The 15,733-nt window shown below is 67.2% G+C and carries 18 protein-coding genes; 5 read left to right on the top strand and 13 right to left on the bottom strand.

The window, feature by feature from the left end:
* Positions 1-17 precede the first annotated feature (17 nt).
* The 10 genes from ACPV3N_RS08925 to ACPV3N_RS08880 are packed head-to-tail and all read right to left on the bottom strand — an operon-like array spanning position 18 to position 7,440.
* Positions 18-374, bottom strand: a complete 357-nt coding sequence (locus ACPV3N_RS08925) for a HesB/IscA family protein (protein ID WP_440116763.1) — start codon at positions 372-374, stop codon at positions 18-20.
* A gap of 25 nt (positions 375-399) precedes the next feature.
* Positions 400-915 carry an SUF system Fe-S cluster assembly protein gene (locus tag ACPV3N_RS08920; RefSeq protein ID WP_440116761.1) on the bottom strand — a complete coding sequence of 172 codons (516 nt, stop codon included), beginning with the start codon at positions 913-915 and terminating at the stop codon, positions 400-402.
* Positions 912-2,090 carry an aminotransferase class V-fold PLP-dependent enzyme gene (locus tag ACPV3N_RS08915; protein WP_440117510.1) on the bottom strand — a complete coding sequence of 393 codons (1,179 nt, stop codon included), beginning with the start codon at positions 2,088-2,090 and terminating at the stop codon, positions 912-914. The genes ACPV3N_RS08920 and ACPV3N_RS08915 overlap by 4 nt, the downstream gene beginning before the upstream one ends.
* Positions 2,091-2,095: 5 nt before the next feature.
* Positions 2,096-2,839: a SufD family Fe-S cluster assembly protein gene (locus ACPV3N_RS08910; protein ID WP_440116759.1), complete on the bottom strand. Its 744-nt coding sequence runs from the start codon at positions 2,837-2,839 to the stop codon at positions 2,096-2,098.
* Positions 2,836-3,261, bottom strand: a complete 426-nt coding sequence (locus ACPV3N_RS08905; protein WP_440116757.1) for a hypothetical protein — start codon at positions 3,259-3,261, stop codon at positions 2,836-2,838. Before ACPV3N_RS08905 ends, ACPV3N_RS08910 begins: the two co-directional genes overlap by 4 nt.
* Positions 3,258-4,004 (bottom strand): Fe-S cluster assembly ATPase SufC, encoded by a 747-nt coding sequence (gene sufC / locus ACPV3N_RS08900; RefSeq protein WP_440116755.1) that lies wholly within the window; start codon positions 4,002-4,004, stop codon positions 3,258-3,260. The genes ACPV3N_RS08905 and sufC overlap by 4 nt, the downstream gene beginning before the upstream one ends.
* Positions 3,988-4,539: an endonuclease domain-containing protein gene (locus ACPV3N_RS08895; protein WP_440116753.1), complete on the bottom strand. Its 552-nt coding sequence runs from the start codon at positions 4,537-4,539 to the stop codon at positions 3,988-3,990. The genes sufC and ACPV3N_RS08895 overlap by 17 nt, the downstream gene beginning before the upstream one ends.
* The gene (gene sufB / locus ACPV3N_RS08890) at positions 4,536-6,026 is read right to left on the bottom strand and encodes a Fe-S cluster assembly protein SufB (RefSeq protein ID WP_440116751.1); all 1,491 of its coding nucleotides are present in this window, start codon (positions 6,024-6,026) and stop codon (positions 4,536-4,538) included. Before sufB ends, ACPV3N_RS08895 begins: the two co-directional genes overlap by 4 nt.
* Positions 6,023-6,439: an RrF2 family transcriptional regulator gene (locus ACPV3N_RS08885; RefSeq protein ID WP_440116749.1), complete on the bottom strand. Its 417-nt coding sequence runs from the start codon at positions 6,437-6,439 to the stop codon at positions 6,023-6,025. The genes sufB and ACPV3N_RS08885 overlap by 4 nt, the downstream gene beginning before the upstream one ends.
* 32 nt (positions 6,440-6,471) lie before the next feature.
* Positions 6,472-7,440, bottom strand: a complete 969-nt coding sequence (locus ACPV3N_RS08880; RefSeq protein ID WP_440116747.1) for an AraC family transcriptional regulator — start codon at positions 7,438-7,440, stop codon at positions 6,472-6,474.
* A gap of 376 nt (positions 7,441-7,816) precedes the next feature.
* Between ACPV3N_RS08880 and ACPV3N_RS08875 the strand changes: the two genes are divergently transcribed.
* The 5 genes from ACPV3N_RS08875 (at position 7,817) to ACPV3N_RS08855 (ending at position 13,586) form a co-directional block, all read left to right on the top strand.
* On the top strand, positions 7,817-8,842 hold the full coding sequence (locus tag ACPV3N_RS08875) for a quinone-dependent dihydroorotate dehydrogenase (protein ID WP_440116745.1): 1,026 nt from the start codon (positions 7,817-7,819) through the stop codon (positions 8,840-8,842).
* A gap of 11 nt (positions 8,843-8,853) precedes the next feature.
* A complete protein-coding gene (ggt, locus tag ACPV3N_RS08870; protein ID WP_440116743.1) occupies positions 8,854-10,572 on the top strand; it encodes a gamma-glutamyltransferase in 1,719 nt (572 codons plus the stop codon).
* Positions 10,573-10,640: 68 nt separating this feature from the next.
* Positions 10,641-12,461 carry an AMP-dependent synthetase/ligase gene (locus ACPV3N_RS08865; protein WP_440116741.1) on the top strand — a complete coding sequence of 607 codons (1,821 nt, stop codon included), beginning with the start codon at positions 10,641-10,643 and terminating at the stop codon, positions 12,459-12,461.
* 46 nt (positions 12,462-12,507) lie between these two features.
* Entirely contained in the window at positions 12,508-13,005 is a 498-nt protein-coding gene (locus tag ACPV3N_RS08860; RefSeq protein WP_440116739.1) for a DUF2165 family protein, read from the top strand.
* A gap of 125 nt (positions 13,006-13,130) precedes the next feature.
* Entirely contained in the window at positions 13,131-13,586 is a 456-nt protein-coding gene (locus ACPV3N_RS08855) for a hypothetical protein (RefSeq protein ID WP_440116737.1), read from the top strand.
* Between the two features lie 12 nt (positions 13,587-13,598).
* Here the strand turns inward: ACPV3N_RS08855 and ACPV3N_RS08850 are convergent, their stop codons facing one another.
* From ACPV3N_RS08850 to thiS, 3 genes are all read right to left on the bottom strand, one after another.
* Positions 13,599-14,126 (bottom strand): hypothetical protein, encoded by a 528-nt coding sequence (locus tag ACPV3N_RS08850; RefSeq protein WP_440116735.1) that lies wholly within the window; start codon positions 14,124-14,126, stop codon positions 13,599-13,601.
* 73 nt (positions 14,127-14,199) lie between these two features.
* Entirely contained in the window at positions 14,200-14,634 is a 435-nt protein-coding gene (locus tag ACPV3N_RS08845; protein WP_440116733.1) for a hypothetical protein, read from the bottom strand.
* A gap of 48 nt (positions 14,635-14,682) precedes the next feature.
* Positions 14,683-15,669 carry a sulfur carrier protein ThiS gene (gene thiS, locus ACPV3N_RS08840; protein ID WP_440116731.1) on the bottom strand — a complete coding sequence of 329 codons (987 nt, stop codon included), beginning with the start codon at positions 15,667-15,669 and terminating at the stop codon, positions 14,683-14,685.
* Positions 15,670-15,733: the final 64 nt, after the last annotated feature.

The raw sequence follows: 15,733 nt of genomic DNA, 5'->3' as shown, positions 1-15,733 counted from the left end.
GCCGCGACCGAAGCCTGTCAGACCATGAAACTTTCGCCGCAGCCGCACGCGCCCTTGGCGTTGGGATTGGCGAACACGAAGCCGGCGGTGAAATCGTCCTCGACCCAGTCCATCGTGCTGCCGACGAGATAGAGCACCGACGCTCCGTCGATGTAGAACGTGCCGCCGGGCGTCTCGATCTTCTCGTCGAACTTCGCTTCCTCGCTGACGTAGTCGACCGAATAGGCGAGGCCCGAACACCCCCGGCGCGGGGTCGACAGCTTGACGCCGATCGCATCGGCCGGCGCCCTGGCCATGAGGTCCGCAACCCGCGCCTCGGCGGCGGGGGTTAGGACGACGGCGGCGGGACGCGTTCTCGGCTTGCTCTCGGTCATGGCTGGCTCCGATATGGGGATCGCATCACAGCATTCCCAGTTCGAGGCGCGCTTCGTCGGTCATCCTGTCGGGCCCCCACGGCGGGTCCCACACCAGCGCGACTTCGGCATCGCGGACCCCCGGCACCGCGCCGACGCGCAGCTCGACCTCCCCCGGCATCGATTCGGCGACCGGGCAGTGCGGAGTGGTGAGCGTCATCGTGACCTTGGCGTCGGCGTCCTCGGTCACCTCGACTGCGTAGATCAGGCCGAGGTCGTAGATGTTCACCGGGATTTCCGGATCGTAGATCTCCTTCAGCGCCTCGATCACCGCCTCGTAGAGGTCTCCGCCCGGCTCCCCGGCGTGCGCGACCTCGGGCTTTCTGGCGAGAAAACCCTCCAGGTAATCGCGCTTGCGCTCGAAGCTTTCGCGCGGGGTTTCTTCCTCGACCGCGTCGGACACGCGGGCGCGCGGCGGCTTTGCGACCTCTTCGTTCGGCGCCGGAGCTGCAACCCACGTCTTCTTCGTGTCGCCGCTTTCGGTCTGCGCGTCGGTGCTCATGAGAAAATCCTTCTGGCGCGCTCGATCCCGTGGACCAGCGCGTCGATGTCGTCCTGCGAACTGTAAAGCCCGAAGCTGGCCCGCGCCGTGGCGGGAACGCCGAGGTGGTCCATCAGCGGCTGCGCGCAATGATGGCCTGCGCGGATCGCGACGTCCTCTTCGTCGAGGATCGTGCCGAGGTCGTGGGGATGCACGCCCTGCATGGCAAAGCTGACGATGCCGGCGCTGTCCTCTGGCCCGAAGAGCGTCATGTCGTTCATCGGTCGCAGCGCATCGCGCAGCGAACGCACGAGCCCGGCCTCGTGGCGCGCGATCGTCTCGCGCCCGATCGCTTCGACGTAATCGCAGGCGGCAGCGAAGCCGATCGCCTCGACGATGGCAGGAGTTCCCGCCTCGAACCGCTGCGGCGGCGGGGCATAGGTCGTGCCTTCGAAAGTCACCCGCTCGATCATTGCACCGCCGCCCTGCCAGGGCGGCATCGCCGCGAGCAGGTCCCGGCGGCCCCAGAGCGCACCGACCCCGGTCGGCCCGTAGAGCTTGTGCGCGCTGAAGGCATAGAAGTCGCAGCCCAACGCGCAGACGTCGACCGGCATCCGCGCCGCGGCCTGGCACCCGTCGACGAGAAGCTTCGCGCCGACGGCATGGGCGATATCCGCCGCGCGGGCGACGTCGAGCTGGGAGCCGAGCACGTTCGACACGTGGGCGAAGGCGACCATCGCGTGGTCGCGGGTCAGCATTCCAGCCGCCGCATCGAGATCGATCGTGCCGTCAGGAGTCAGCGGGCAGACGTCGACCTGCCACCCGGCAAGCTGCCAGGGCACGATGTTCGAGTGATGCTCGAGCGTCGAGAGCAGCACCCGGCGCTTGTCCGGATACGCCTGGGCGACGAGGTTGATCGCCTCGGTCGCGCCGCGGGTGAAGACGATCTCGTCCTCCGCGCCGCCGATGAACGCCGCGACCCGCCGTCGCGCAGCCTCGTAGCCGAGCGTCATCTGCGCCGAGCGGCCGTAGACCCCGCGATGAACCGTCGCGTAGTCGGTTCCCATGGCGCGCGTCACCGCGTCTATCACGCCCTGCGGCTTGTGCGCGGTGGCCGCGGTATCGAGGTAGTGCCACGCCGCCCCGGTCGCGGTCCTGAGGCCGGGAAACTCGCTTCTGCGGTCGATGGCGGTCATCTGGTTCACGCCCGCGCCTCCAGCGGCGACAGCGCGGCCTCGAGCAGCGCGTCCGGCTCGCCGTGCGCGGCGAAGGCATCGGCGACGAACGCCCGCACGAGCAGCGCCCGCGCGGTCTCGGGGGGCAGCCCCCGGCTGGCCATGTAGAACCGCGCAGCCTCGTCCATCTGGCCGATCGCGGCGCCGTGGGCGCATTTCACGTCGTCGGCAAAAATCTCGAGTTCGGGCTTCGCATTCGCGCTCGCCCCGCGTTCGAGCAGCAGGCCCTTGAAGCTTTGCGCCGCGTCGGTTTTCTGCGCGTCCCGCACCACCGCGATCCGGCCGAGGAAATTGCCCGTCGCTGTACCCCAGTGGACGGCGCGCACGACCTGGTTGCTCGTCGCCAGGGGCTCGGCATGGGTCACCCGTGTGACGATCTCGCGGGTCGCCGCGCCGCCGCCGATGGTCACGCCGCCGAGTTCGAAGTGCGCGCCCTCGCGCAGCGTGACCTCGACCTCGAGGCGGGTGTAGGCGTGGGCCGACAGCACCGCGAACACTTCCGCCCGCGCGCCGGCGCCGACATCGAGCCGAACGCGGTGAATGCCGGCGTGCGCATCGCCAAGGATCAGATCCTTCGCGCGCGTCTCGCCGGGCGCCAGCGTCGCTTCGTGCCAGGCATCGAGATCGGCCCGTGTGACCGTTTCGAGCGCCGCCGGATCGGCGTAGCGCCACTGCTCGTCGCGAACCGTCGGGAGCGTGTCGAGGCTCATTTGCCCGCTCCCCCCGTTCCGCTTCGCTTCAGCGCGAGCGCGGCGATGCCCTGTCCGCGATATTGCGTCATGCAGGTTTGCAAGCCGTCGAGCTTGACGCGCATCTTCGCCTTCTTCTCGTCCTCGGTCCCCTTGCCGTCGGCGATCGCCTTCAGTTCGGGATAGGCCGGCTTGATGCACGACAGAGTGGCGTAGCAGCCGATCGCGTCGATTTCCTCATCGCCCGAGGATTTCACGGTCTTGCAGGCGAGCTTGTCGCCCACCGCACCCCAGCCGCCGCGCCATTCGCGCAGCTTGTCGGCGATCTTCGGCACCTGCGCGGCGACACGGGGATCGATCTTGGCGCGATCGACGTCGGCAGGGGCGCCGGCGGGCGCGGCCTGGGCCATGATCAGCAATGCATGGGCGAGCCAGCCCGTCACGCCGCCACCGCCGCTTCGTAGCCTTCGCGCTCGAGCTCGAGTGCAAGTTCGGGACCGCCCGATTTCACGATCCGGCCTTTCGACAGGATGTGCACCCGGTCGGGCTGCACGTAGTCGAGCAGGCGCTGGTAATGGGTGATCAGCAGCACCGCCTTGTCCGGCGCGCGCATGATCGAATTGATCCCCTCGCCCACGACCTTGAGCGCGTCGATGTCGAGACCCGAATCGGTTTCGTCGAGCACCGCCAGCCTGGGATCGAGGATGCCCATGTGGACCATTTCCGCCCGTTTCTTCTCGCCGCCCGAGAAGCCGACGTTCACCGCGCGCTTGAGCATGTCCATGTCCATGCGCAGCAGGCCCGCCTTCTCCTTTGCCAGCTTGAGGAACTCGCCGCCGGTAAGCGGCGCTTCCCCGCGCGCCGCGCGCTGCGCATTTAGCGCCTCGCGCAGGAACTGGACGTTCGAGACGCCGGGGATCTCGACCGGGTACTGGAAGCCGAGGAACAGTCCCGCCGCGGCGCGCTCGTGCGGCTCGAGCGCCAGCATGTCCTGTCCGTCGAAAGTGACAGAGCCTGCCGTCACCTCGTAGCCCGGACGGCCGCCGAGAACGTAGGCGAGCGTCGATTTGCCCGCACCGTTGGGGCCCATGATCGCGTGCACCTCGCCCGCGCCAACCTCGAGCGTGAGGCCGCGCAGGATCTCGGTGTCGCCGACGGTGGCGTGAAGGTTATCGATCTTGAGCATGCGTGTTCCTGCGGCCTGACCGGTCGTTCGGCTTCCGCTCGTAGTGCTGATTGGGGTTTTCCGCGGCGTGCTTGCGCGCGGCGGACTTCTTGTCGGCGATACGCATACGCATCTCGTCGGTGATGCGGGCCAGAACGGCGTCCATGTCTTCGAGCACGTCGGCGGCGGCGATCCGCATCACCTTGATGCCGACCGCCTCGAGGCTCCTGTCGCGCCGGGTGGCGAGCGCGGGATCGGCGTCCTCCTCGTCGATCATGATCGCCAGCCCGAGGTTTGTGCTCGCGAAATCGACGATCGCGCTGCCGATCACCGCGTGGCGGGTGAACTTCCACTTGCCGAGGTCGGCCTTGGCGAATTTCTCCGCGAGCGCCTTGTGCGCGGGGGTCGAATGCCGCCGCTTCTCGCGCGCCATGTCGTGCAGCGCATCGAGCCGCTTTTCTGAAATCTCCCATCCGCGCCCCTTCTTCCTGATCGCGGGCGCGGCGTCGGCGGTCTCGTCGGGCGAGCGGAGCTGGAGGGTCTTGCGGTCGGTCATCCCACGCTTCCCTCGAGGCTGATCGCCAGCAGCTTCTGCGCCTCGACGGCGAACTCCATCGGGAGCTCCTTGAGCACTTCCTTCGCGAAGCCGTTGACGATCAGCGCCACCGCTTCCTCCTGGCCGAGGCCGCGCTGCATGGCGTAGAACAGCTGGTCGTCGCTGATCTTGCTGGTGGTCGCCTCGTGCTCGATCTGCGCGGTGGGGTTCTTGACCTCGATGTAGGGCACGGTGTGCGCCCCGCACCTGTCACCGAGCAGCAGCGAATCGCACTGGGTGAAGTTGCGCACCCCGTCGGCGTTCGCGGCGACACGGACGAGACCGCGGTAGGTGTTGTTGCTCTTGCCCGCCGAGATGCCCTTCGAGATGATCGTCGAGCGGCTGCCGCTGCCGTTGTGGATCATCTTGGTGCCGGTGTCGGCCTGCTGGAAGTTGTTGGTCACCGCGACCGAGTAGAACTCGCCGACCGAATCCTTCCCGTTGAGCACGCAGCTCGGGTATTTCCACGTCACCGCGCTACCGGTTTCGACCTGGGTCCAGCTGATCTTGGACCGCGCGCCCTGGCACAGGCCGCGCTTGGTGACGAAGTTGTAGATCCCGCCCTTGCCCTCGGCGTTGCCGGGATACCAGTTCTGGACGGTCGAATACTTGATCTCGGCGTCCTCGAGCGCGACCAGCTCGACCACTGCGGCGTGGAGCTGGTTTTCGTCGCGCATCGGCGCGGTGCAACCCTCGAGATAGGAGACATGACTGCCCTTCTCGGCGACGATCAGGGTGCGTTCGAACTGGCCGGTGTTCTCGGCATTGATGCGAAAGTAGGTCGAAAGCTCCATCGGGCAGCGCACGCCTTCGGGCACGTACACGAAGGTGCCGTCGGAAAAGACCGCGCTGTTCAACGTCGCGAAGAAGTTGTCGTGCTGCGGTACCACCTTGCCGAGCCACTTCTTCACGAGGTCGGGGTGTTCCCTGATCGCCTCCGAAATCGAGAGGAAGATCACCCCCGCGCGCTTGAGCTCCTCGCGGAAGGTGGTCGCCACGCTGACGCTGTCGAACACCGCGTCGACCGCGACCTTGCGCGCGCCCTCGACGCCGGCGAGCACTTCCTGCTCCGCCACCGGAATGCCCAGCTTGTCGTAGACCGCCTTGATTTCCGGATCGAGCTCGTCGAGCGATTCGAGCTTGGGCTTCTTCTTCGGCGCGGCGTAATAATATGCGCCCTGGTAATCGATCGGCGGGTAGCCGAGCTTGGCCCAGTCGGGCTCCGTCATTTCCTGCCACAGCCGGAACGCCTTCAAACGCCAGTCGAGCATCCATTCGGGCTCGCCCTTCTTCGCGCTGATGAAGCGGACGGTGTCTTCCGACAGCCCTTTTTCGGCGAACTCGGTATCGATCTCGGCCGACCAGCCGTGCTCGTAGTCGGCCGCTTTCGCGGCCGCTTCGCGCGCGGCGACGTCGGTGATCTGGTCGTCGGTCACGTCGTCGGTCACGCGGGTATCTCCGGTCGATAATCCTGGGCAAGGCGGGTAAGCGGCACCCCGGCCAGCGCACCCCTTAGCGTTTCGTTGACGAGCGGCCAGTGCGGGCGCACGCGGCAATCGTGATCCACCGCGCACTCGCCCTCGATGCACGCGGCAAGCGCGATGGGTCCCTCGACCGCCTCGACGATGTCGGCGAGGCTGATCGCGGCAGCGGGACGAGCCAGCTGCAACCCGCCGTGCGCTCCGCGAACCGATCGCAGCAGGCCGGCGGCGGTCAGCTTGCTGACCACTTTCGCCACGGTCGGGGCGGGCAGGCCGGTTTCGGCGGCCAGTTCGCCCGCACTCGTCCGCCCTCCGCCGCAATGGCGGGCCGCGGCGCTCATCGTGACGACGGCATAATCGGCGAGGTTCGAAAGTCTCATGTCAATTCGGAATGATTCGCTCCGAATTGCACCTAGGCGTCGGCATCCCCGCTTTCAAGCGGTGGGAGGGGGGCCACGTTGGGCTTGATCTCGCGAAAATTGCGGACGTCGACGAGCGTGCGCAGGATCGTCTCGTCCTCGGCGAAGATCTGCGTCGGGGTCCGTCCGATGAACTCGCGGATCTCGCGGATCATGTGCGACTGGTCGTAGAATGCGTCGGTCAATTCGGCGACGCGCTGTTCAGTCACCCCCGGCTCCGACAGGAGAGCGACCACGCGCGTTGCCCGGTAGGCGCGGACGAGATGGGTGGGGCTGGAACCGAAGTATCGGGTGACGAGGCGTTGAACTTGCCGCGGCGAGTAGCTGCACGCATCGTACAGCGCCTGGACCGGCGGGTTGAGGTCGCTGCCCAGCCAGTCGGCAACGCACTCGAGCACGGCCTTGTGGTCGTCGGGAACCGGCTTGAGGTGCGCACGCATGAAATCGGCCGCCCTCGCCGCCAGCGGTTCGCCGTCCGTTCGCGGGTCGGCCTCATAAGCCTCGCGCAGCGCTTCGCCCAGGGCATGGGCCTGCGGCCCGAGGACTTCGCCTGCGTCGAACAGCCGGTCCCTCGCCTTGCCTGCGGACATGCCGGTGAGCGCTGCCCAGCCCAGCGCCGAGAGCGCCGCCCCCAGGGCGTGGAAAGGCCCCTCGACCTCGAACGGCGCGGCGACGGTCGTCGGGCCCTGGAGGGTCACGGGGAAAGACCGGTCAGCGCGGCCGTGCGGGTAGTGCATCTGCCCTCTGCCGCGAAGATAGACCTGGAACTGTCCCACCGCGGCAGGCTGAATGTCCCGGATGATCTGCTCGTCGCAACGGAACAGGAAGAAGGTCGTGACGAACGGCTGGAGATCAGGCGGCGGCGCGATGTACGACAGCCGCATCGCCTCGGAGACAGTCAGCGATTCATCGGCGGTCTCGCGGTCGCTGCGCCACGCGGCGCCGTCGGTCGCCCGATCCATCGATATGCCCCTGTTATATCCTGCGCCCGCGACGTTAACTATCGGCATATGCCGCTGCGTTCAATGCGCACGTCCCGATCGGCCTGAAGCGAGCAGGCACGCTAGCCTCGCGATGCTCGGGACGGGTGGCCGCTGGAGCGCAAAAAAAGGGCGGCCCCCGCCGTAGCCGGGGCCGCCATTGAGTGGAGGAACTCGTCGCCGATGAAGCTTCGAGCCCTTCGGGTCGCAGGGGCGTATTAAACCGATTCGCCGGGCCGTGATTGTATGAAAGCGACGTAGAATCGGCTGAAACGACAGGATTTGTTGTAAGGATTGGACACTTCGGCAACCATCTGTCGCCTCGACAACCGGCTCCGCCCCGGCCATATCGCCGCGCGTGCTCTATCGTCTTGCCGCTCCCGCCCTGTTTACTCTCGGGCCCGAACGCGCGCATCGGCTGGCGATAGCCGCGCTCAAGGCAACGCCCAACCTCCCTCCACCTGCGCCTGGACCGCTCACGACAAGCGTTGCCGGCATCCCTTTCGTTAACCCGGTCGGTCTCGCCGCCGGGTTCGACAAGGATGCCGAAGTGCCCGACGCGATGCTGGGCCTCGGCTTCGGGTTCGTCGAAGTGGGATCGATCACGCCGAAGCCGCAGCCCGGCAACTCCCGGCCGCGCCTGTTCCGGTTGGCTGAAGACCACGCGGTGATAAACCGGATGGGGTTCAACAACGGCGGCGCCGCCGCGGCGGCTTCGCGGCTCGCGCGCCGGAAGGGGCGCGGCACTATCGGCATCAACGTCGGTGCCAACAAGGATTCGCCTGATCGCATCGCGGATTACGTGACCGGCATCGCGACGTTCGCGCCCTTTGCAGACTACCTGACGGTGAACGTCAGCTCGCCCAATACCCCCGGCCTTCGCGACCTGCAGTCCGAAGGCGAACTCGTTGCACTGCTCGCAGCGATCGCCGGGGCGCGGACGTCCACGACCCCCCCGGTGTTCCTCAAGGTTGCACCCGACCTCGCGGACGGCGACCACGAGCGGATCGTTCGCGCAGCGATGGATTACGGCATCGCGGGCCTCATCGTATCGAACACCACGGTGACCCGCCCGCCCCTGCTGTCCGCGCAGGCGAAGCAAGCGGGAGGCCTTTCGGGCGCCCCCTTACGCGACCTCGCGCTAGACCAGCTTCGCCGCTTTCGCACGGTCGCAGGCGCCGACCTGCCGCTTATCGGGGTAGGCGGGATAGCCAGCGCCGCCGACGCGTGGGAGCGGATCCGCGCGGGCGCAAGCCTCGTCCAGCTCTACAGCGCGCTCGTCTATGAAGGGCCGGGGCTTGGCCGGCGGATCGTGCGGGGGCTGGAAAAACTGATGCGTGAGAACGGTTTCAGTTCGATTGCGGAGGCGGTGGGGAGCGAGTAGCAAGCCTGTCGATGCTGCACCGTATCCCACGAATCCTCGCCCTCGCCTCGCTCGCCGCGCTGCCGCCGCTCGCCGGCTGCGCGACCCTTCCCGACAATCCGGCGCCCCAGGACGCGTTGGCCGGCAACGTCAGCGCTGCCGACCCGCGCGCCGAGGAGGCGGGTCTGGCGATGCTGCGCGCCGGCGGTAACGCCACAGACGCGGCGATCGCGACGATGATCGCCCTTACCGTGGTCGAACCGCAGAGTTCGGGCATCGGCGGCGGCGGGTTCCTTGTCCGCGGCGCGGCGGACGGAACCGTGACGACGTTCGACGGCCGCGAAAGGGCACCCGCCGGCGCCGGTCACGACTGGTTTCTCGAAGACGGCAGGGTCCCGCCGTTCGATGCTTCGGTGAAAAGCGGCCTCAGCGTGGGCGTACCGGGCAACATCGCGCTGGCTGCCAAGGCGCACGCCGAGCACGGCAGGCTGCCGTGGGCGAAGTTGTTCGAGCCGGCGATCGTGCTCGCCCGCAACGGTTTCGCGATAAATCCGCGGCTGGTCCAGTCGCTCAAGCAGACTCCCGATCGCGCGGCGTGGACGCAAACGGGGCGGGCGCTGTTCTTCGGCGCCGACGGTCAGCCCCTTCCTGCGGGAACGATCGTCCGGAACGAGGAACTGGCGCAGACTTTCGAGGCGATCGCAAGGGCGGGGCCCGACGCATTCTACCGTGGTCCGCGCGCCGAGGAGCTTGCCGCGACCGTCGCCGCGGCCACGCCGCGCCCCCGCCCGATGACGCCTGCGGACCTTGCCGCGTACGAAGCCAAGGAAAGACCGGCGGTGTGCGGCACGTACCGGGGCTATCGACTGTGCGGAATGGGACCGCCGACGTCGGGGGGAATCGCGATCCTGCAGATGCTCGGCATGCTCGAGCGGTTCGACCTCAAGGCGCTCGGCCCCCGCAACCCGGTGACCTGGCACCTGTTCCTCGAGGCGCAGCGGCTCGCCTATGCGGACCGCGAGCTCTATCTCGCGGACAGCGATTACGTGGCAGTCCCGGTGGCGGGTCTCGTCGACCCGGACTACATCGCCCGCCGGTCCCGGCTGATCGATCCGGGGAAGACGAACGCGGACCCGCAGCCCGGCGTGCCGCCCGGCGCACCCACCGCGCTTGCCGACGGCGACGAGCCCGAGGAGCAAGGTACGTCGCACTTCGCCGCGGTCGATTCGGCCGGCACGATGGTCAGCTACACTTCGACGATCGAGAGCGCGTTCGGATCGGGCCTGATGACCGGGGGCTTCTACCTCAACAACGAACTGACCGATTTCAGCCGCTCTCCCACGGTGAACGGGCGACTGGTCGCCAACCGCGTCGAAGGCGGCAAGCGGCCGCGCAGCTCGATGGCGCCGATGGTCATCTGGGACCCGGCAGGCAAGCCGGTGATCGCGGTCGGCGCGGCGGGCGGCACCACCATTCCGGTGTCGACGGCCCGCGCGATCGTGGGCATGATCGATTTCGGACTGGAACCGGACGAGGCGCTTTCGCTCCCGTTCGCAATGGCGTTCGGCGACACCATACTGCTCGAACAGGGCACCTGGCTCGAGGCTGCGATCCCGCAGCTGCGCGCACTTGGTCACGCGAAGTTCCGCACTGGGGAAGCGCCGATCAAGGTGAACGCGCTGCGCCGGATGCAGGACGGGTGGATGGCCGGCCGCGAACCGCGGATGGAAGACCTGATCGATCCGCCATGACCGGCCCGGTGGGAGGCCCGCCCGACGGCGGCTTGCCGCCCGGGCTGCGGGTATCTAGTCAGGGCGGGATGGGAAAGAGGGAGCCAGGGGCCTTGCAGCTGAGCGATATCGATTCGGCGGGCAATCTCGTCGAGCTGTTCCTCAAGCGGGCCGGCGCACGCAGCGCGCGGCCTTTCCTTGGTGCCCGCTCGGGCGGGGAATGGCGCACCCGCACCTGGGGTGAAGTCGCAGACCAGGTCTGCCTGCTCGCGGAAAACCTGCGCAAGCTCGGCCTCGAGACCGGCGACAGGGTCATGCTGGTGTCGGAGAACCGGCCGGAATGGTGCGTTGCGGACCTTGCGATCATGGCCGCGGGCTGCATCACGGTGCCCGCCTACACGACCAACACGGAACGCGACCACCAGCACATCCTCGACAACTCGGGCGCGCGCGCCGTGATCGTATCGAACGAGAAGCTGTCGGTGCCACTGATCCCGGCGATCATGCGGTCGGGCCTTGCCGAACACCTCATCCCGATCGACGGCGTCCGCCATTTCCAGGGCGGACAGGTCACCTGTCACCCGTGGGCTACCATGCTCGAAGGCGATGCGGCCGAAGCGCGGACGGCGGTCGAGGCGCGGATCGGGTCGATCGGCCGGGGCGACACCGCGTGCATCATCTATACCAGCGGCACAGGGGGCGCGCCGCGCGGCGTGCTCCAGCATCACGGCGCGATCCTGTGCAACGTGGCCGGCGCCGCGGAAATCCTGGTCGAGGACTTCGGGCTTGGCGACGACGAGCGATTCCTCTCGTTCCTCCCGCTCAGCCACGCCTACGAACATACCGGCGGCCAGTACCTTCCGATCGCGTGCGGGGCCGAGATCTTCTATGCCGAGGGGCTCGAAAAGCTTGCGAGCAACATCGAGGAGACGCGCCCGACGATCATGGTGGTCGTCCCGCGTCTGTTCGAGGTCCTGCGCACGCGCATCATGAAGCAGGTAGAAAAGCAGGGTAAAATCCCGAACTACCTGATGACCCGCGCGTTGCAGATCGCCGCGCAGCCCAAGAAGCGCCTGCGCGATCGCCCGGCCGACATGCTGATCGAGAAGCTGCTGCGCCCGAAGATCCGCCAGCGCTTCGGCGGGCGGATCAAGGCGATGGTCTCGGGCGGGGCGCCGCTCAACCCGGAGGTCGGCAACTTCTTCGAGGCAATGGGGCTGACGATGCTCCAGGGATACGGCCAGACCGAGGCTGGCCCCGTCATCAGCTGCAACCGCCCGAGCGCCGGGATCAAGATGGATACCGTTGGTCCGCCGATGCGCGGGGTCGAGGTGAAGATAGCCGACGACGGCGAGATCCTCGTGCGCGGAGAACTGGTGATGCACGGTTACTGGCAGAACAGGTCCGAAACCGAAAAGGCGCTGAAGGACGGCTGGCTCCACACCGGCGACATTGGTCACCTCGACGAAAAAGGCCGGATCGTCATCACCGACCGCAAGAAGGACATGATCGTCAACGATAAGGGCGACAACGTCGCGCCGCAGAAGGTCGAGGGCATGCTCACCCTCCAGCCCGAGATCGCGCAGGCGATGGTCAGCGGCGACCGGCGGCCCTACCTCGTCGGACTGATCGTGCCCGATGCCGAATGGGCGCTCGAGTGGGCGAAGGCGAACGACATCAGGTTCGACCTGAAGGAATTGCAGAACCTGCCCGCGTTCCGCAGCGCCGTGCGCGCCGCGGTCGACCGGACCAACCAGGATCTCTCGGTCATCGAGAAGGTGCGCCAGTTCGCTTTCGCCGACGAGCCCTTCAGTACCGACAACGAGGAAATGACCCCGAGCCTCAAGATCCGGCGGCACAAGATCAAGGAGCGCTACGGGGACCGGCTGGACGCTTTATACAAGGGATGACGCAAGGCCTTCGAGGGTCGCGCCGGGAACGTAGAGAGGCCCCTCGATGCTGCCAATCGTCAAGATCGCGCTTGTCGCCACCGTCGCCGCGTGGGGATACGTTGGCGCATTCGGAAATTTCGCGGACTGGCAGGGCACGCGCGGCGCGGTGGAGGCCGCCACCTCGATGTCAACCTGGGAAGGCGGCTCCGGCTCGTGGCGGGCAACGAGCAATCCCCTCGTGGTGGGCCTGGGAGCGATCCTGATCCCCGCGTTCAAGCTGGCAAGCGCTCTGCTGTGCACACTGGGCGCAATCGCGATGTGGCGCGCCCGCCATCGGGGGCGCGAATTCGACACGGCCAAGCGGCTTGCCCTGGCCGGGTGCGGGGTTGCGATGGCCCTGCTGTTCGCCGGGTGGATCGTGATTGCCGAGAGCTGGTTCGAAATGTGGCGCTCGGACGCCATGCGGGGGCCTGCGCTCGACTCGGCGTTTCGCTATCTGGGCTCCATCGGGCTCATCGCGCTGTTCGTCGGCATGCGCGACCGGACTCCGCGGAGGGCGTAAGCCGTTTCGAACAGGACGTTTACATACAATCTGGCGGGCCGTCGGCGGGGCTATATTCGATCCGCCTCCTGCCGCCCCGAGCGGCGACGCCAACGGCAGGATGCGCAACGAGGGAATCCGGGACTATGGGAACCGACGACCTGATCGACTTCATCAAGGGGCAGATCTACAAGATCGTCGCAAAGCCCGACGAATTCACCATCTTTTTCAAGGACGCCCTGCAGATGGACCCCGAACGGGCCGGGATGCTGACGCTCCGTTACCTCGGAACCTGCCAGGCCTACCGGATTTCGCCCGGCTTCGGCGGGAAGACAGATGTGTCCATGGTGGCCGGTCAGGAATTGCAGAACGAGATGATGAAACTGGGCGTCGGCACGTTCTCCGTCGGATCGACCCGGACCGAGCTCAAGCTCCGCATCGCTGACTACCTCAGCGCCTATCCTACGGCCGCGGCGGCGCGCAAGGCGCTCACCCCGGCCAAGCGCGACGCGCTGAGGGCAGAAGCCAACAAGATCCTGCAGGTGCCGGACAGGGCGTGGAAGTTCGTCAGCAAATACGCGACGTTCGGCGTGCGGGGCTGACCCCGCTTACTTCTAGGCCGCCTCGCGGTCGATGTATTCGGGATAGAAGCTCGGCGCGCGGTCGGACCAGCCCGGGGCGGTCGCGGCGGCTTCGCTCAGCGACTGGAGCAGCAGCTTGCGGCGGCTCGGCTTGATCTGCGGCAGCGCGCTCGCGGCGCAGAACGCGCTCGGCAGCCAGGGCCGGGAGTCAGCGCCGATCAGCCGCTCGTAAAGAAAGCGGAAAGCCGAAAAACTCTCGATCCGGTCCTGGGCAAGGTCGAACGCGGCAACGCGGGTGAGCTTGCCGATGAACCCCTCCACGCACTCGAAACTGCTCTCCGCCGGGATCGAGGCGCGCAGGACCTTCAGGTCCTGGTAGGCGACGTACTGGCTGCGGATCGCGGCGTTCTCGTCCGCGGTGCGCGCCCAGAGCTTGAAAGCGTCCTGACGCCCGAGCCCGATGTCGAGGCTGCGGCGTATGTAACGCTGTTCGGCGGGCGTGAAGCTCGCAAATTCGCGCATCTCGGAAATCGTCATCGACGCGGCATTGGTGACGGCCATGGTCACTACCCCCCTGTTCGACCGCAGATTCGCGCAGGATGGTTAATTTCCCGTTAGCCTTGTGCCGGGGCAATCACTCGCGAAAGCTTTCGCCCCATATCGTGTAGATGAAGGTGGCCGACCAGGTGATCAGCATGAACCCGCTCAATGAAAGGACCATGATCAGGAGGCGGATAGGTCCCGTCGCGTCGAGTTGGGTATAGCCGAGCGTACCGAACGAGGTGCCTGCCAGATAGAGGAAATCGGCCGCCGTGCTTCCGAATCCCTCGCTGAGCGACCCGTTGCCGTCGCCGGCAAGAACGATTGCAAGCGCGGCTGCGCCGACCGCGATCTCGACGAGATGTAGTATGGCCAGGCCCCAGAAGGTGGCCAGCAGGCCCAGATAGCGGTGGTCTTCCTGGCTTGGCTTGAACCGGCGTATCAGCTCGAGCCCGCCAACGTGGATCGCCCCATAGACCACGAGCAGCAGGAGGCCCCAGCCAAGGACAGTGAGTTCGGCGCCGGTCATGCAGGAACAATGGGTGCGGCGGCGCCCTGTTCCGACGACGAGGCCGCCCTAGATCAAGCCGGCGAGCGGGCTGGAAGGATCGGCGTACTTGCGCGTTGCCATCCGGCCCGCGAGATAGGCGCCGCGTCCGGCCTCGACCGCGAGCTTCATCGCGCGCGCCATTCGGACCGGGTCCTTCGCCTCGGCGATGGCGGTGTTCATGAGAACTCCCGTGCAGCCGAGCTCCATCGCCACCGCCGCGTCGCTCGCAGTCCCGACCCCGGCGTCGACCAGGACCGGCACCCTGGCCCCTTCCACGATAAGGCGGATCGTCACGCGGTTCTGAATGCCCAGCCCGGAGCCGATCGGCGCGCCCAGCGGCATTACCGCGACCGCGCCCGCCTCTTCCAGCTGCTTGGCCGCGATCGGGTCGTCGACGCAGTAGACCATCGGCTTGAAGCCTTCGTTCGCAAGCACCTCGCATGCCTTCAGCGTCTCGCGCATGTCGGGATAGAGCGTGCGCGCCTCGCCCAGCACCTCGAGTTTGACGAGGTCCCAGCCGCCCGCTTCCCGCGCGAGGCGCAGCGTCCTGATCGCCTCGTCCGCGGTAAAGCAGCCGGCGGTGTTGGGCAGGTAGGTTACCTTCTTCGGGTCGATGACGTCGGTGAGCATCGGCGCGCCGGGATCGCTGACGTTGACCCGCCGAACCGCGACCGTGACGATTTCGGCGCCCGACGCCTCGAGCGCGGCGGCGTTCTGCGCGAAATCCCTGTACTTGCCTGTCCCCACGATCAGCCGCGAGGTGAACCGGTGGCCGGCAACTTCCCACGTATCCTCGACAGTATGGTCTCCGCCCCCGACGAAATGCACTATTTCAAGAGTATCGCCGTCCACCAGCGCGACATCGGCCAGCATGGACCGGGGCGCGATCACGCCGTTGCGCTCGACCGCGACCTTGGCGGGGTCGAGCCCGAGTTCGCGGACGAGGTCGGCGACGGTTGCAGCGGAAGTGCGGCGGCTCTCGCCATTGACGGTAAGGGTCAGAATATCGGACATCGCTCGCGAGATAGCGCCACGCGGCCAGCATGCAACCGCACTTGCCGCCGCCGCGACGCAGGAG

Origin of the sequence: Tsuneonella sediminis (assembly GCF_051912845.1) — a bacterium.
GTDB lineage: Bacteria > Pseudomonadota > Alphaproteobacteria > Sphingomonadales > Sphingomonadaceae > Tsuneonella > Tsuneonella sediminis.
Note: the sequence above shows the minus strand (reverse complement) of the source record. Positions and strands in the feature narration are given on the sequence as shown.

Excerpts from the sequence above, each read along its gene's own strand:
- ACPV3N_RS08885 (WP_440116749.1), bottom strand. The coding sequence starts at position 6,439 with ATGAGACTTTCGAACCTCGCCGATTATGCCGTCGTCACGATGAGCGCC.
- ACPV3N_RS08910 (WP_440116759.1), bottom strand. The coding sequence starts at position 2,839 with ATGAGCCTCGACACGCTCCCGACGGTTCGCGACGAGCAGTGGCGCTAC.
- ACPV3N_RS08845 (WP_440116733.1), bottom strand. The coding sequence starts at position 14,634 with ATGACCGGCGCCGAACTCACTGTCCTTGGCTGGGGCCTCCTGCTGCTC.
- ggt (WP_440116743.1), top strand. The coding sequence starts at position 8,854 with ATGCTGCACCGTATCCCACGAATCCTCGCCCTCGCCTCGCTCGCCGCG.
- ACPV3N_RS08860 (WP_440116739.1), top strand. The coding sequence starts at position 12,508 with ATGCTGCCAATCGTCAAGATCGCGCTTGTCGCCACCGTCGCCGCGTGG.
- ACPV3N_RS08865 (WP_440116741.1), top strand. The coding sequence starts at position 10,641 with ATGGGAAAGAGGGAGCCAGGGGCCTTGCAGCTGAGCGATATCGATTCG.
- thiS (WP_440116731.1), bottom strand. The coding sequence starts at position 15,669 with ATGTCCGATATTCTGACCCTTACCGTCAATGGCGAGAGCCGCCGCACT.
- ACPV3N_RS08895 (WP_440116753.1), bottom strand. The coding sequence starts at position 4,539 with ATGACCGACCGCAAGACCCTCCAGCTCCGCTCGCCCGACGAGACCGCC.
- ACPV3N_RS08915 (WP_440117510.1), bottom strand. The coding sequence starts at position 2,090 with ATGACCGCCATCGACCGCAGAAGCGAGTTTCCCGGCCTCAGGACCGCG.
- ACPV3N_RS08850 (WP_440116735.1), bottom strand. The coding sequence starts at position 14,126 with ATGGCCGTCACCAATGCCGCGTCGATGACGATTTCCGAGATGCGCGAA.
- ACPV3N_RS08920 (WP_440116761.1), bottom strand. The coding sequence starts at position 915 with ATGAGCACCGACGCGCAGACCGAAAGCGGCGACACGAAGAAGACGTGG.
- ACPV3N_RS08880 (WP_440116747.1), bottom strand. The coding sequence starts at position 7,440 with ATGGATCGGGCGACCGACGGCGCCGCGTGGCGCAGCGACCGCGAGACC.
- ACPV3N_RS08855 (WP_440116737.1), top strand. The coding sequence starts at position 13,131 with ATGGGAACCGACGACCTGATCGACTTCATCAAGGGGCAGATCTACAAG.
- ACPV3N_RS08925 (WP_440116763.1), bottom strand. The coding sequence starts at position 374 with ATGACCGAGAGCAAGCCGAGAACGCGTCCCGCCGCCGTCGTCCTAACC.
- sufC (WP_440116755.1), bottom strand. The coding sequence starts at position 4,004 with ATGCTCAAGATCGATAACCTTCACGCCACCGTCGGCGACACCGAGATC.